13 protein-coding genes and 7 pseudogenes are annotated in these 14,893 nt (G+C 64.3%); 13 read left to right on the forward strand and 7 right to left on the reverse strand.

The genetic code is table 11. The annotated features are described in order from the left end of the window. The first annotated feature begins 215 nt into the window (after positions 1-215). Positions 216-461 carry a hypothetical protein gene (locus tag ASE50_RS18695; protein ID WP_156347330.1) on the forward strand — a complete coding sequence of 82 codons (246 nt, stop codon included), beginning with the start codon at positions 216-218 and terminating at the stop codon, positions 459-461. Positions 462-625: 164 nt separating this feature from the next. Here the strand turns inward: ASE50_RS18695 and ASE50_RS18700 are convergent, their stop codons facing one another. Further along, positions 626-787 carry a hypothetical protein gene (locus ASE50_RS18700; protein WP_156347331.1) on the reverse strand — a complete coding sequence of 54 codons (162 nt, stop codon included), beginning with the start codon at positions 785-787 and terminating at the stop codon, positions 626-628. 291 nt (positions 788-1,078) lie between these two features. Here ASE50_RS18700 and ASE50_RS06015 point away from each other — a divergent pair. From ASE50_RS06015 to ASE50_RS06030, 3 pseudogenes are all read left to right on the forward strand, one after another. Then, positions 1,079-1,594, forward strand: a pseudogene (locus tag ASE50_RS06015) (IS481 family transposase); the annotation flags it as partial. A gap of 81 nt (positions 1,595-1,675) precedes the next feature. Next, a pseudogene (locus ASE50_RS06025) lies at positions 1,676-2,883 on the forward strand (IS3 family transposase). 182 nt (positions 2,884-3,065) lie between these two features. After that, positions 3,066-3,356, forward strand: a pseudogene (locus ASE50_RS06030) (integrase core domain-containing protein); the annotation flags it as partial. Here the strand turns inward: ASE50_RS06030 and ASE50_RS06035 are convergent. Further along, positions 3,353-4,679, reverse strand: a pseudogene (locus ASE50_RS06035) (IS701 family transposase). The pseudogenes ASE50_RS06030 and ASE50_RS06035 sit on opposite strands and share 4 nt — an antisense overlap. 143 nt (positions 4,680-4,822) lie before the next feature. On the opposite strand from ASE50_RS06035, the pseudogene ASE50_RS06040 reads away from it, so the two are divergent. Continuing rightward, positions 4,823-5,921, forward strand: a pseudogene (locus ASE50_RS06040) (IS630 family transposase). Positions 5,922-5,966: 45 nt separating this feature from the next. On the opposite strand, the gene ASE50_RS06045 reads toward ASE50_RS06040, so the two are convergent. Both ASE50_RS06045 and traA read right to left on the reverse strand, forming a co-directional pair. Beyond that, positions 5,967-6,656: a DUF6118 family protein gene (locus ASE50_RS06045; RefSeq protein ID WP_056397103.1), complete on the reverse strand. Its 690-nt coding sequence runs from the start codon at positions 6,654-6,656 to the stop codon at positions 5,967-5,969. Positions 6,657-6,666: 10 nt separating this feature from the next. Further along, positions 6,667-9,537 (reverse strand): Ti-type conjugative transfer relaxase TraA, encoded by a 2,871-nt coding sequence (gene traA / locus ASE50_RS06050; RefSeq protein WP_056397146.1) that lies wholly within the window; start codon positions 9,535-9,537, stop codon positions 6,667-6,669. Positions 9,538-9,957: 420 nt separating this feature from the next. Between traA and ASE50_RS06055 the strand changes: the two genes are divergently transcribed. The 7 genes from ASE50_RS06055 (at position 9,958) to ASE50_RS19660 (ending at position 12,177) form a co-directional block, all read left to right on the forward strand. Continuing rightward, positions 9,958-10,284 (forward strand): conjugal transfer protein TraD, encoded by a 327-nt coding sequence (locus ASE50_RS06055; RefSeq protein ID WP_056397106.1) that lies wholly within the window; start codon positions 9,958-9,960, stop codon positions 10,282-10,284. A gap of 16 nt (positions 10,285-10,300) precedes the next feature. Further along, positions 10,301-10,528 carry a conjugal transfer protein TraD gene (locus tag ASE50_RS06060; protein ID WP_056397109.1) on the forward strand — a complete coding sequence of 76 codons (228 nt, stop codon included), beginning with the start codon at positions 10,301-10,303 and terminating at the stop codon, positions 10,526-10,528. After that, positions 10,521-10,955: an antitoxin VbhA family protein gene (locus ASE50_RS19005; RefSeq protein WP_162236167.1), complete on the forward strand. Its 435-nt coding sequence runs from the start codon at positions 10,521-10,523 to the stop codon at positions 10,953-10,955. Before ASE50_RS06060 ends, ASE50_RS19005 begins: the two co-directional genes overlap by 8 nt. Before the next feature lie 45 nt (positions 10,956-11,000). Further along, positions 11,001-11,210 (forward strand): hypothetical protein, encoded by a 210-nt coding sequence (locus ASE50_RS06065; protein ID WP_056397112.1) that lies wholly within the window; start codon positions 11,001-11,003, stop codon positions 11,208-11,210. Positions 11,211-11,214: 4 nt separating this feature from the next. After that, entirely contained in the window at positions 11,215-11,637 is a 423-nt protein-coding gene (locus ASE50_RS06070) for a hypothetical protein (protein ID WP_056397115.1), read from the forward strand. Then, positions 11,634-11,906: an AAA family ATPase gene (locus ASE50_RS19655; protein WP_321163363.1), complete on the forward strand. Its 273-nt coding sequence runs from the start codon at positions 11,634-11,636 to the stop codon at positions 11,904-11,906. Before ASE50_RS06070 ends, ASE50_RS19655 begins: the two co-directional genes overlap by 4 nt. A gap of 79 nt (positions 11,907-11,985) precedes the next feature. Next, positions 11,986-12,177 (forward strand): AAA family ATPase, encoded by a 192-nt coding sequence (locus tag ASE50_RS19660; protein ID WP_321163364.1) that lies wholly within the window; start codon positions 11,986-11,988, stop codon positions 12,175-12,177. A 300-nt stretch (positions 12,178-12,477) separates the two neighbouring features. Here the strand turns inward: ASE50_RS19660 and ASE50_RS19425 are convergent. Further along, positions 12,478-13,278 (reverse strand): annotated as a pseudogene (locus ASE50_RS19425) (IS3 family transposase); the annotation flags it as partial. Positions 13,279-13,330: 52 nt separating this feature from the next. Here ASE50_RS19425 and ASE50_RS06090 point away from each other — a divergent pair. Next, positions 13,331-13,800: pseudogene (locus tag ASE50_RS06090) on the forward strand (IS5 family transposase); the annotation flags it as partial. Positions 13,801-13,818: 18 nt separating this feature from the next. Here the strand turns inward: ASE50_RS06090 and ASE50_RS06095 are convergent. Together ASE50_RS06095 and ASE50_RS06100 are read right to left on the reverse strand one after the other, a co-directional pair. Continuing rightward, positions 13,819-14,151 carry a DUF4214 domain-containing protein gene (locus ASE50_RS06095; RefSeq protein ID WP_082438844.1) on the reverse strand — a complete coding sequence of 111 codons (333 nt, stop codon included), beginning with the start codon at positions 14,149-14,151 and terminating at the stop codon, positions 13,819-13,821. Continuing rightward, positions 14,102-14,893, reverse strand: a 792-nt coding sequence (locus ASE50_RS06100; protein ID WP_156347533.1) for a DUF4214 domain-containing protein, incomplete at its 5' end; no start/stop codon positions are given. The genes ASE50_RS06095 and ASE50_RS06100, both read right to left, overlap by 50 nt.

Raw genomic sequence — 14,893 nt, forward strand, 5'->3', positions numbered from 1 at the left:
CAAGTAAGACTGTCGCAAGTGTAAGTTCTCTGTTGGCCATGTCCCGATCCGACGCTGGTATCGGCAAGGTGACTTGCGTCCTTTCAGCGATCATCCCCGCATTGTTCGGCAAGTAGAGGTCGCGGTCGGGAGCCCCAAAGTGCCGATCGTGTGAGGCTATAACCGCTGTTCGCTATCGGTGATAATACCATCAGAAAGTCGCGATTGCTCACGAGTTGACCATGCGCGATCCGAGAAGCAGATACGATCTTTCGATCTTCGCGCCCACGAAGAACTCGCTTGATGGTCACGCGCAACAAAAAGCGGCCACGACCCAGAATGTCATCGGCGGTCGTAAGGTCTTCGTAGCTCGTGGTTTCAACGCGGCCAAGAGCAACGACGTCTGCGCAGCCGTAGCCCATGACCACCGCATCCTCCTTGGCCGCCGCTCCTGCGGTAACCGGAAGCGCGAGGATCGATAGCGCAACGCAGTTCATACGAGAGATTGGACGCATACGGTTATTTACGAAGGCAATCGTCCCCTTGCCACACCTTATGGTTGCCTAAGCGGTCCCTTTTTCAACAGTCTCGAGCGGTTCTGACACCCGCAATGCTATTTGTCGAAGACGCCACATAAGGCGGACAATCACATCAAGGTTGCGCGAGAAGGTTGCGCGAGGCGGATCTCACAGGCCTCCTTCACCGGATGCTGAAGCAGTTCGACGCGTTCGGTCAGCCACTCCAGCTCGGTGGACGTGATCTTGTAGTGTGGTGAGTAGCGCCCGTTGACATAGGCTTGGCGCAGCAACTCGAAGCACCGCTGCGCAAACCTAGTGTCACGCGGCCACGCGCATAGGACCCGTACAGGATAACTTTGAGGATGCGGCCCTGCCGCCGCCAGTTCTGCGTGGACAGCGACGTCGCCTGCTCGAACCCGGCGAAGAGTACATGCACGACACGCTCAAGGTCGCGCCGCTTTCGATCCGGGAGATGATCGAGATCGTTATGCATCCTTCCTCCTAGCACTACTTTGGCACTTTAGGTGTTTGATCCCACGGTTTGATGGTGCGATCCTTTCGTTGGAATGGAAGGAAGCCGCATGGGACAAGTTCGTCATGGGAGCGCCACGACCACGCACGCTATCCGAGCAGCAATACAGCGATCGCAAGCTTCGCTCGCGACGCTGAGCCGTGAGCTGGGGATCAACCCGAAGACAGTCGCGAAATGGCGGAAGCGGGCGACGGTCGAGGATCTGAAGACCGGGCCGAAGGCCCCTCATTCAACGACCCTGTCCGAAGCGGAGGAGGCAGTGGTTGTGGCGTTCCGCCGGCATACACTGTTGCCGTTGGACGACTGCCTTTATGCGTTGCAGCCGTCGATACCGCAGCTAACCCGGTCAGCGCTGCATCGTTGTCTCCAGCGGCACGGCATCTCCCGCCTGCCGGACATCGAAGGCGACAAGCCAAAGCGGCAGCGCTTCAAGCGCTACCCGATCGGCTTCTTCCACATCGATATTGCCGAGGTGCAGACCGCCGAAGGCAAACTGTACCTATTCGTCGGCATCGACCGCACCAGCAAGTTCGCGGTCACCCAACTGGTTGAGAAGGCTGACAGGCGGACTGAACTGGCCCCTGTTTTGACCGGACGGAATTAAGCCTAAGAAGGAGGCTTGGGGCTATCCCCTGAGCATAGGCTTATGTCCGTGTCCGAGATCATTACCGACGGCGGTCGTCGCCGTCACTGGAGCACGCCTGAGAAGCTGAGGATCGTCGAGGAGACGCTCGACGGTCGCGAGAGCATCTCGGTGGTGGCGCGCCGCAACGGCGTGGCGCCGAACCTGCTGTACCGCTGGCGGCGGCTGATGCTGGAAGGCGGAAGCGTAGCGGTCGCCGGCGACGATGACGTGACCAGCAACCGCCAGGTCCGCGAGATGGACAATCGCATCCGCGAACTGGAGCGCCAGCTCGGCCGCAAGACGCTGGAGGTCTAGATCCTGAAGGAAGCGCTGGAGCGTTCACGCCCAAAAAAAGCGAGCTTGCTCATGCACTCGCCGCTGCCGGAGATTATCCGGTGAGCCTGGTCGCCAGCACGCTCGGGGTCGGGCGCTCGACGGTGTACGACCGCCTGGCCGGCAGCACCAAGGCTCGCGGGCCGTACACCAAGGCCGAGGATGCGGATTTGCTGCCCCGCATTCGCCAGATCGCCGCACAGCGGCCAACATACGGCTACCGCCGCATCGCGGCGGTCCTCAATCGACAGCAGCGCGCCGAAGGGCTGGCGCCGGTCAACCACAAGCGCGTCTATCGCATCATGGCGGCGGACCGCCTGCTGCTGGCGCGGCGCTATACCGAGCGTGCCGACTATGGCCATGACGGCGTCGTGGTGACGATCCGCTCCAACCTGCGCTGGTGCTCGGACGGCTTCGAATTCACCTGCTGGAACGGCGAGGTCGTGCGCGGCGCCTTCATCATCGATGCCCATGACCGCGAGATCATCGCGTGGAGCGCGGTCGCCAATGCCGGCATCAGCGGCTCGGACGTGCGCGACATCATGCTGGAAGCCGTGGAAACCCGCTTCGGCGGCATGCGCGCGACCACGCCGGTCGAGATGCTGTCCGATAACGGCTCGGCCTATACCGCCCGCGAAACACGGACCTTTGCCCGGCAGCTGGGCCTCAAACCCTGCTTCACCCCTGTCCGCAGCCCGCAGTCCAACGGCATCTCCGAGGCCTTCGTGCATACCCTCAAACGAGATTACGTTCGTGTCTCCCCGCTCCCCGATGCACTCACCGCGTTGACATCGCTGGCCGGATGGATCGAGGACTACAACGACAACCACCCCCACTCAGGGCTCAAAATGCGTTCGCCGCGCGAGCATCGCGCACTGGTTTCTGCAACCGCCTAATTCCGTCCGGTAAAACGGGGGCCAGATCACGGACAGCGTGGGAGTTCCTGGAACACCTGCTGAAAGCTGTGCCTTACCGCATCCACACGATCCTCACCGACAATGGAATCCAGTTCGCCGAGCAGCCGCGTAATCGCAACACCGCCTGGTCGCGCCAGATGCGCTTCGACATGATCTGCGAGGCGAACGATATCGAGCACAGGCTCACGAAACCGAACCACCCGTGGACCAACGGTCAGGTCGAGCGCATGAACCGCACCATCAAAGAGGCGACCGTCAAACGCTTCCACTATGAGAGTCACGACCAGCTGCGCACGCACCTCGCCGACTTCATGGCCGCCTACAATTTCGCCCGACGGCTCAAGACGCTGAGCGGTCTCACGCCCTACGAATACATCGCCAAGATCTGGACGTCAGAGCCAGACCGGTTCATCGTCGACCCGATCCACCAGATGCCGGGACTAAACACCTAGGTTCGACCGGCGTGCCAAGTGGGCGCCGACAGTGCGGGCATCGGGAGGGTGGCGGTCGTGCGAAGAGGTTGAGGATGGCCTGCCTAACGGCCGGCATGCTCGGTTGCGGCGGCGGTCCCGAGACTCTTTTTTTTCCGTCCCGCGGCCTGGAGGCGGCGGGACTGGAGGAAGGCGTAGGCAATCATCGTCATCAAGCTGTGTCGGTGTAGTCCTGTCCATGACCGGCCTTCGAAGTGGTCGAGGCCAAGTTCCTCTTTGAGCTGCTGGTGGGCCTGTTCACATATCCACCGGGCTTTGACCGCAGCTGCGAGAGTTTTGAGGGTCGTGTGCGCGGGCATGTTCGAGATGTAATATTTGCGCTCACCGGTCGCGCGGCGTTCGCCGATAATCCAAACTTCGTCGCCGGGCATTCTGGAGACGCCTTTGTCGAAAATGCGGTGCTTTGGACCGTCTGCGATGCGGACACGGCATGCAGCGAAATGGCACGTGAGCGCGCCCTTCGTACCGCGTCGCCAGCTTATCTTTCTCGCCGGCCAGCACCTCTTCTGCGCAGACCGGCGGCATATTCGGGATGTGGTGCTTGCGCGGTTTGCGAGCCTTCTCTGTTGGGAAGATCATGGCGACATCGGTGGGATAAACCGTTTGTCGGCGGGACATGCCGACTGCCCACACAAGGCCACGCTCGCTCAGCGCATGGCGGAACGGCGCGCTCGCCCCGTAGCCCGCATCCGCAAGTACGCAGCCAAATCGGACACCGGACGCGATGACGCGGTCGATCTCCTCGATCGCAATCTCGGGCTTCGACAAGACGACCTGTCGGTCCGCTGGGATGCGAGCGCGGGCCATCCGCTCCGGATCGCGCGTCCAGATGTCCGGCAGGAACAGTCGAAGGCTGACCATCACCGGTACCTCGCCCGATGCCAGTGTCACCGACACCAGCGACTGGCTGTTCGCGGTCTTGCCGAGCGACGACGCATATTGTGGTGCGACGCCCACCGAGTGGCGCCCCTTCTTCGGCAGCGCCGTGTCGTCGATAACCAGGAAAGCGTCGTCGCCGCCGACCAGGCGATCCGCTTCCGTCAGGAGAGCCCTCTCCAAAGGCGCGCTGTCCCAGACGCCCGCCGCGACAAAATGATGAAGCTGGTCGTAGTCGACCTCGCCGGCGCGAGCCGCCATAGGCTGCACGCTCTTGCGGTCACCTGGACCAATCAGACCAGCAATATACAGCGGGCACATCCTGCGCCGCGCTGGATGCGACAGCCCGACCAGGAACGGTTCAAGCCATCGCTCCAGATCGATCCGCCAGCTCTCGTCCACCGACATCGCAAAGAATCCGTCAGCCTACACTGACACATCCGAATCAATGATGATTCCCGTCGGTTCCTTCAACCTGCCAAAGTAGTGCTAGTCACCTGGAACTAAAGTAAGCTGCATTGTATGCTTTCTGGCGCAGGCGGGAGGCATGGATGGTTGGTCGTCAGGCGGACGTGCTGGTATTGAGTGCCACTGATCGCGCGTTCCTGGAATCGCAGGTGCGGCGTCACAAGGCACCGCGTTCGCTATCGGACCGCTGCCGGATGGTTTTGCTGTGTGCGGATGGGCTGCAGAGCAAGGAGGTCGCCGAGCGGCTCGGGGTTCACGAGCATACGGTCGGCAAGTGGCGGCGTCGCTTTGCCCAGGCCAGCGTCGAAGGGCTGACCGACGAGTATCGGGCGGGCCGGCCGCGCACGGTGAGCGATGCACAAGTCGCGCAAGTGATCGAGCGTACGCTGAACACCACGCCCCGGGATGCGACCCATTGGTCGATCCGCTCGATGGCGGCAGAGGTGGGCCTTTCGCACACCACGATCCGCCGGATCTGGAGCGCGTTCGGCTTGCAGCCGCATCGCTCGGAGACGTTCAAGCTGTCGACCGATCCGCTGTTCGTCGACAAGGTGCAGGACATTGTCGGTCTTTACCTGTCGCCTCCGACCCGCGCCGTGGTGCTGTGCGTGGACGAGAAATCGCAGATCCAGGCGCTTGATCGCGAACAGCCGGTCCTGCCCATGGCACCGGGCGTACCCGAGCGGCGCACCCACACCTACATCCGCAACGGCACGACATCGCTGTTCGCGGCGCTCGATATCGCCACCGGCGCGGTCATCGGAAAATGCTACAGGCGGCATCGCGCGACCGAGTTCCTCGACTTTCTCAAGCAGATCGATGCGGCAATGCCAGCGGGACCCGACGTGCACCTCGTGATGGACAATTATGCTACCCACAAGACGCCCCGGATCAAGGCGTGGCTCGCCCGGCGTCCGCATTGGCACGTGCACTTCACGCCGACGTCGGCATCGTGGATCAATCAGGTCGAACGCTGGTTCGCCGAGCTGACGCGCAAGCAATTGCAGCGAGGCGTCCACCGATCAACCGCGGAACTCGAAGCCGATATCGCCGCCTTCATCGCCACCCCACAACGAAAAACCCAAGCCCTACAAATGGGTCAAGTCCGCCGACGACATCCTCGCCTCGGTCAGACGCTTCTGCCAGAAAACAATGAGACGAACTTCGGATTCAGGTGACTAGCGGAAGCCTGCGTCGGCGTACATTGATGCAGCGGGTCTGACATGCTCACTGTCCGGTCGCCTGCATCTCGATCGTGCAGCGTACCGCCTTCTTCACCCGCGCAGCCTGTTTGCGGCAGCCGTCAAGCGTCTCACGGTTGGCAAACACCAACCGGTTGCCTGCCAGCACACCGGCGAACGCCCGCGCATCGCCGGCCCGCATCAGCCGCTGCCCGCCTTCCCACATCGGCATTCGTAAAGATCGAGCCGCCATCCGCTCCGGCAACAGCCAGCTCGCCGGCATGCTGCGCGCGATCGGCCCGGCGACGATCGCCCACAGCACCATGCCCGCGACGATGCAGGCGAGCCCGACCCGCCACAGCCGGCGCCGCTGATCGTCCGCCATGACGTGTGAGTCCAGCTGGCGACCGAGCTTCGTCGCGACCTCCTCGATCACCTGCCGGGCAGCGGCGATGGCCCGGCGATCCTCGTGCCGCCCGGCGGTGCCGGCCTCGACGATCTGGCGGTTCAGTTCTTCAGGCGTGAGCGCCAGCGCCGGACTGTTCACCAGCGCATCGACGCGCTGTGCGGTCGCGGTGATGTTGTTGGCGATGACGCCCAGCGTCTCGGAATAGTCCGGGGCATCGCCCTCCCCGCTGCCCCCGGCCAGCAGCCGCTCGACCGCCCGCCGCAACAGCGCGACCTCGCCGCGAAGATCCTCGAACGCCCGTGCCGCCTCGTCGCCTTCGTCCGCCATCCAGCTCTCCCTATCGTCCCATCCCGCGATCCTGCTCGCGGTCGCGCGCACGCTGCACCTCGATCTGACGTTGCCGGTCGCGGTCCAGCCCCAGCTCGGGCGCGCTGCGTTCGAGTTCGGCGCGCAAAAGCGGATCATGCCGCAGCCCGTCGATCATCTCCGCCCTGCCGGCGGTGACCCGGGCGCTGCCGGGTCCGCCTTCGGCCTCCAGCGCCCGCCAGCGTTCCATGAACCGCCCGGCACGCAGGTCCGGGTCGGCGCGGACCCGCGCCTCTTCGGCCATCGCCCGGACGGCACCGCGGGTATTGCCCGCCGCGGCGTCGCGCACCAGCGTCGGATCACGCTGGAACGCGGAGACGAGATCGCGGGTGCCCTGGTCGCGTACCCTGTCGAGTGCCTCGGCCGCGCGATCCATCGCGGTCATCTGGTGCGGCAGGACCGGCAACCCCTTGCGCTGCATCTCCGCCGCATCGACCGCGGCGCGCGCATAGCGCCGGATCGCCACGTCCTGATCCGGACGGTTCGTGCTTTCGCGCGGGAAAACGGGCGGCTCCGCTTCCGGCACCTTGGGCCGGAACCCGGCGAACATGCGCCTGGCTTTCGTTTCCACCGTCCGCACGATCTCCCGCACCCGCTCGGACAAGCGGATCTCGCGTCTGTCCGCGAAAGCACGAGCGGTCTCGTCGGGCCCGGCCACGTAGTCAGCCGCCATATCCTTGGCGCGGTCGCGCGACAGCACCGCGGCGAGCTTCGCATCGGAGGCGAAGTCGTCCCGCCCGTAATGAAGCTGCACCCCGTCGCGATGCCGCGACAGTGCGACATAGGCGGCGTGCCGGTCCATCCCCGGCGTCGCCAGCACATGCGTCCGGTCGACGGTCACGCCCTGCGACTTGTGGATCGTGGCGGCATAGCCATGATCGACCGCGGCATAGTCCTTCACGTCGAACCCGACCTGCCGCCCGTCATCGAGCCGCACCCCCATCCGGTCAGCCGATACCTGTTCGACCGTGCCCAGCGTCCCGTTCTTGACCCCCATCGACCGCTCGTTGCGCAGGAACATGATCCGGTCGCCCGACGCGAACTGCCGGTCGCCGCGCTCCGCCTGCACGGCCACGTCCTGCCCGAGGTCACCCGACGCCCGCAGCCGCCCCCGCGCCTCCTCGTTGAGCGACCGCACCTCGGCATTGGTATGGGTGAGGATCATCCGCGTCGCCCCCGGTTCGGCCTGGCGCTGCCGGTCCCAGCCCTCGACCAGCCCCGTCCGCGCCGCCTCGCGCGTATCGGCGGGCACCACCATCCCCCGGTCACGATAGGCTTCGACCGCCTCGTCCGTACGTCCCGTCGCCAGCCAGCGCGTCGCATCGCGCTGCCAGTCGGTCCGCTGCCGGCGGATCTCGGTGATCTCCGCCGCCCCATGCCGCTCGGACAGCGCCCGGAACGCCGCACCCGCCTCGATCGCCTGCAACTGCTCGGGGTCGCCCACCAGCACCACCTTGGCCCCGGCCCGGTCCGCGGCCGACAGCACCCGCTCCATCTGCCGCGTACCGATCATCCCCGCCTCGTCGACCACCAGCACGTCGCGCGGACCCAGCTCCTCGCAGCCCCGCGCCCACGCATGTTCGAGGCTGGCGATAGTACGCGAGGCGATGCCGGAGCCAGCCTCCAGATTCTCGGCCGCGATCCCGGAGAGTGCGGCACCCCGCACCGTGTAACCGGCATCCTCCCATGCCTCGCGCGCGACCCCCAGCATCGCCGACTTGCCGGTGCCGGCATAGCCGATGACGGACGCCAGCCCGTCGCGGGCGGTGATCCGCCCGAGCGCATCACGCTGCTCCTCCGACAGGACCAGCCCGCGCCCCTCCGCGGCCTCCAGCGCGCGGACGACATGCCCGGCGCCCGTGAAGTGATCCCGCGTGCCGGCGAGCCGGTCGGCCGCCCGCTCCAGCCGCGCCTCAGTCGCGATCATCTCCCGGCTCGTGAACCGCGTATCGCCGCGCCCGTCCCTACCCAGCGCGACCAGTTCGGGGCTGGCGCGCACCGCGCCCATCACCCGGTCATACTGCTCCCTGCCATCCGAGTGGCGGAACGCGAACATCGCCAGATCCCGCGTCGTGAAGGTCGCCTGGGTCCGCGTGATCGCGTCGAGCGCGACATCCGGATCGGCGATGATCCTGTCGCCGTTCTCCCGCGCGATGCGGGCATGATCCTCGATCCGCTCCGCCTCCAGTCCCTGCCCCGGTCGCCGCGATGCGGCCGGTCCGATCTTGTGCTGCGGCTCCAGCGCGATGCCCTGTTCGGCATAGGAGCGATGATCGATCCGCGCATCGATCCCAAGCTCCGTCAGCCGTTCGTTGACATGCGCGCTCCACGCCTCGCGCCAGTGCTGCAACAGCGCCGTGTCGTTCCAGCCCCGCTCCTTCGCGCCGAACCCGTCAGGCCCCACCCCGCGCATCGCCAGCATGACATGCGCGTGTGGTTTCGGACTGCCGTCCTCGGCGCGGTCCCAGTGCACGTTGAGATCCGCAACCATGCCGCGGTCGACGAACTGCGCCTGGACGAAGTCGCGCGCGAGCCGGATGCCCTCCGTGCGGCTCATCTCGCGCGGGATCGCGAACTCGACCTCGCGCGCCAGTTGCGCGTCCTTGCGCTTCTCTCCCGCCTCGACCTCGTTCCAGAGCGTCGCGCGATCGGACAGCCGCTGCGGCGCACCCTTCGGCAGCAGCACTTCGGAGTGGATCACGTCCGCCTTGTTCGAGAAGTCGTGATGCCGGTCCAGCCGCGCGTCGAACAGCGTCGATCCCGAGCGATAGGCAGCCGACGCGACCGCGCTGGAGCCGTTGGCACGGCTGATGATCTTGGCGCTGAAATGGTAGATCGCCATCGCGTCCGTCATTCTGCACTTCTGAGCGCACGTCGGCAACGACGTATAAGCGCGCACTCACGATCTGCTGCGCACCTCCTGACTGACCTATGGCAATCTACTGATCTTTGCTCAGTCTAACACAATCAAATCAACATGATATCGGCAGCAATACGTTTGGAGTGTTTTCACTCCATGTTTGGCGTTCTCCGATTTTGCACACGCCTTCACGATTGATCCGTGATGACCCGCATCACACAACACAAGTCCCGGTATCGATAGGTCAGCGTCCGGTGGACGGGAGTGATTCGCCAATTACAAAGGCACGATCTTCATGGACCGTGCTTGTAAAACAGTGCCGTACCAACACCTTGTTGTGACGGGATTGCTGCCTGACCTGTCCACTGACATCATGATCCTGACATTCGCTCCGGAGGATCGATGCGGAAGGTTCGCGATTACGATGCCGAACTGAAGGCGCTGGAGGACAAGGCCCGCGCCCTGAAGGCCCGGCGTGTCGAGCAGCTCGGCGCCCTCGTCACCACCACCGGCGCCGATGCGCTCGACATGGAAACGCTCGCCGGCGTGCTGCTCGATGCGGTCGCCTCGACCGATGCCGATGTGAAGGAGGCGTGGCGCGGGAAAGGCGCCGCCTTCTTTCAGCGGCGCGGGCGAAAAGGCAGCCGGACTGCTGGCAGCGACGGCGTTCGCGCAAACCCGCAACCGGGCGCTGATCCGGCGTCTGGAAGCGGCGCGACGCCGGACTGATACGCGGGACTGGGTCGTGGCCCGCCGCGAGCGCACGCGCCACCTGATCGAGCTGGGCGGGCTCGTACAGAAAGCCGGGCTGGTCGACCTCGCCGGTGACGATCGCGCGACGATCTACGGCGCGCTGCTGGAACTGGTCGGCAAGGCGCGGAGCGGGGCGGCAGACGATGTGCTGGCACTCTGGAAACGACGGGGGCGGCGCGCCTTCGATAGCGAAACGGAAGGGAGCAGGACCGATGCCTGAACTGTCCGAAGAGGAACGCACGGCGCGCCAGAAAGCGGTCGATTTCGCGCGTGGCAGCGTCGAACTGTCCGGGGGCGGACTGTCGCCCGAAATCGACGCGTTGAACCGCCGCTATATCGCCGGCGACCTGTCGAGCGACGAGCATCTTGAAGCCATGCTCGCATATGGCCGGTCGTTGCCGCACGGCGAGCCGGTGCAGGAGTATTTCACCAGAACGCCGCCAGGGATCGATGACCGGAGCGTCCGATGTCGTACTCTTCAACGATGCGCAGGCGAAGAGAAACAGCGATGCAGCCTGACCCCCATCCTGTCCTCGATCGGATCGATATCGACGCCACCCCTTTCGCCGACGCATGATCCGGGAGGACGGCAGCGAGACACACGAATGCGAACTCCAACTCCGGCTGCCCGTCCAGCTCGACAATGACGGATGGGTAGCCGCCGTGCGGATCGACATCCCCCGATCGCGACGATGCCCGGCGTCGATCCGCTGGGCGCACTGATTGGCGCGCTGGCGTTTGCGCGCGACATGGTGGACCGCGAGACTGGGCGCGTCTTGTTCGGTGATCGGGAGTCCGGCAGTCTCCCCGTGTTTCTCGACCGCGGCTTTCCGACCGCCATGCTGGTAGACGTGGAAGCGCAGGCACTGCGCATCGCGATCGAAACAGCCGGACGGCTATAACGGCATGAACCGGCATGTGATCGAGAGGACGGTCGTGAGTGTGCTGGTCGCCGGCTTCGCGATCGGTACGATCACGCACACCCTCCACCTCGTCACTGTCGGGTGGATCGTGTTCGATGACGCCCCGGTCTGGATGAACGTCTACTGGACCGCACTGACCGCGCTCGATCCCCTCGCCGCGGTGCTGCTGCTCTGGCGGCGTTCCATCGGGCTGGCACTTGGCACCGCCATCATCGTCAGCGATATCGCGATCAACAGTCATGTGCTGTACGGGCTTGGCCTGCCCTTCGGGTTCCTGTCGCTCCAGCTTCAGACCCTGTTCTGCGGTTTCCTGCTCGGCGCGGCCGGGTTCCTGACGCCGGGATATCATCGCAAGGCCACTGGCGACAGCGACCGGCTGATCCGCCGGAAAACAACCGACGCATGACCGATGGATCCGCCTTTCACATCATCACGGGCGGCCCCGGCTCGGGCAAGACGACCCTAATCGATGCGCTGGCAGCGGAAGGCATACGGCACATGCCCGAAGCCGGGCGGGCGATCATCCGCGATCAGGTTGCGATCGGGGGCTCCGCCCTGCCCTGGGCCGACCGTGCCGCTTTCGCGGACCTGATGCTGGCCCGGAGTTGCGATCCTGGCACGAGGCCGGCGCGCTGTCCGGACCGGTATTGTTCGACCGCGGCCTGCCCGATGTGATCGACTACCTGCGTCTGTGCGGCTTGCCGGTGCCCGGTCATGCACTGAAAGCCGTCGACCGGTCCGCTATGCCCCTCGCGTGTTCGTCGCGCCGCCCTGGCGCGGGATATCTACCGGCGATACCGAACGCCGACAGGACTTCGCGGAGGCAAAGGCGACGCACGCCGCGATGACAGATATCTATGCCAGCCTCGGTTACGGGCTGGTGCCGCTTCCACTCGCCCCGGTCCCCGAACGGGTCCGGTTCGTGCGAACTCGTATCGGAGGATGAGATGACGGACTCCGCTTTGCGTTCCTGGCAGCTCCTGAATGTCGGCCCGGGAACCCGGCACGTTACACCCGACCTGCCGGCCTGTCTGCAGTCTGGCGACCTGCTGCCGCAGACTCGCCTCATCGAGATCGAGACCGATGCAGGCGGCGTCAGCGTCTCGCGCGACTGGCTGAGTGACCGCATGGAAAGGTCGATGCGATCGAGGCGGAAATCGGCGCCATGCCCGGCATCGTCCGCCTCAATCTGTTCCAGGCGGCCTGACGATGGAGTAGTTCCGCCAGGTCGAGCGCGCATTGCCTATCCGACGATCTTGCGGGTCGCCAGGTCGAGCACTGCGACCAGGTACAGCCAGCCTTCACCGGTCGCGATGTAGGTAATGTCAGCAAGTCAGATCCGGTTCGGCGCATTTGCTACGAAGCGTTGCGCCAGCAGGTTCGGCGCAATCGGCAGATAGTGGCGGCTGTCGGTAGTGGAGGGCCGGAACCGGCGACCGGCCAGCGCGCGGATGCGATGGCGGCGCATCAGCCGTTCGACGCGGCCACGGCTGCATCGATGGCCCTCCGCCCGTAGGGCGGCATGCATCCTGGGCGATCCGTATCGTCCCTGATGGCGCACCTGAAGGCGGCGGACATCGTGCAGCAGGGCCAAGTTCGCTGTCGTTCGAGCACTCGGTGCGCGACCACGCCAATCGTAATAGCCGCTGCGCAACACGCCGAGCATGCGGCACATGACGTTCACCGGCCAGGTGGACGCATGCTGCTCGATAAAGGCGAACTTCACCGCGGCATCTCCGCAAAGATGCCGACGGCTTTTTTTAGGATGTCGCGCTTCACCCGTGCCCGGTCCAGTTCACGTCGCAACCGCGCGATCTTAAGATGCCTGATCCGCTGGCGATGCCATTCTCGATATTGGCGGCTTCGCCGCCGGGCTTGCCGACGAGGCGCTACTCTCCTGCAACCTGCGCTACCAGCGGCGCAGCATCGTCGGCATAATTCCTAATTCCGCCGCCACCTCGGTCTGCATGCGACCGCTCGTCTCCCAAAGCGGTACCGCCTCGCGCTTGAACTCCTCCGTGAACCCATGCATCGTCGTACTCGCCATCATACACCTCCTGGCTCCGGCAGAGCCTATCATCGGTGTCCGTCAAACCGAGGGAAGATCACAGGCCCAGGCGGCAAGTGCCCGGGTCAAAAGGGGGGATCTGCGACCCGGGCTCTCGGCCGCTCGCGAGGCGGCTTCGGTACCAAGGTCCATGCCGTAGTCGATGCTCTCGGCTTGCCGATCCGCTTCGTGCTCGGCCCCGGACAGCAGAACGACATGGCCCCGGCCTGTGACCTGATCCGGGGCCTGCCCGCCGGTCAGGTCCTCGCCGACCGCGCCTACGATGCCGACAGCCTTCACGACCTGATCTATGAACAGGGCGGCGAGCCGGTCATCCCGCCCCGCCGACACCGCACCTATCAGCATCGACACGATCGCATCGCCTACAAGCAACGCTGGGGCATCGAAGGCTTCTTCGTACGCCTAAAACGATGGCGACGCATCGCAACACGTTACGACAAGCTCGCCGCCAACTTCCTCAGCTTCATCAAGCTCGCAAGCATCATGCTATGGCTGAAATAATTAATTCGTCACTACAGCCTAGAACACGTCGATACCGTTGATGATGGCACCACTCATCAGGTTATAATGTTCCTGGCTCAAACTGACTTCCGCCACGAACGCAGCCGGGGCAAAACCCTTGTTCAACAGGTCGGTATAATAGGCAGCGCCACCCGCATCCGGTGCGCGGTCGAGCGTGTTACGATAGACATAATCTACCAGTTCGGCGTTGCTCTTGCCCTGGATAGCTGTCTTGAACTCGCTCGAGCCGGCGAAATCATCCGCTACCTGCGACAGCGATATCGTCCCCGACTTCACGCGATTAGCCGCGCGACACGCGCGCGCGATCGATACCGTTGATGATGGCACCACTCATCAGGTTATAATGTTCCTGGCTCAAACTGACTTCCGCCACGAACGCAGCCGGGGCAAAACCCTTGTTCAACAGGTCGGTATAATAGGCAGCGCCACCCGCATCCGGTGCGCGGTCGAGCGTGTTACGATAGACATAGTCTACCAGTTCGGCGTTGCTCTTGCCCTGGATAGCTGTCTTGAACTCGCTCGAGCCGGCGAAATCATCCGCTACCTGCGACAGCGATATCGTCCCCGACTTCACGCGATCGGCATAATATTGCAGACCGCCCGCATCCGGACGACGGCCCAGGAAGCTGTCATAGAACAACGTTACCGCCTGATAACTGTCGTCGACGCTGAAATATCCTTTCGCTACCATTTCCGACGTGAGACCGCGATGCTCTGCGGACTCCGACAGATCGGCCACGAACACGCCGCGGCTCAGACCCGTATCCAGCAACCGGGTGTAAAACGCCTTGCCGCTTGCATCTGCAGCACGTCCCAGCGCTTGGCTGTAGACGTAATCGACGAACTGCCCATTGTTGAGGCCACCCGTCGCCGCCTGAAACTCGGCCGATCCCGCAATCTCACTGGCAATCGCCGCCAGTGCCACACCGCGATCCTCGATCAGATCAACGTAGAATTCCAGACCAACCGCATCCGGCGCACGATCCAGAATCGTGTCGTACAACCGCATCACCTGCGCACCCGCACTGTCCGCATCCGTTACGAACACACCATCGATAAATTGAAAATATTC

Source organism: Sphingomonas sp. Leaf5 (assembly GCF_001421155.1).
Taxonomy (GTDB): Bacteria; Pseudomonadota; Alphaproteobacteria; order Sphingomonadales; family Sphingomonadaceae; genus Sphingomonas.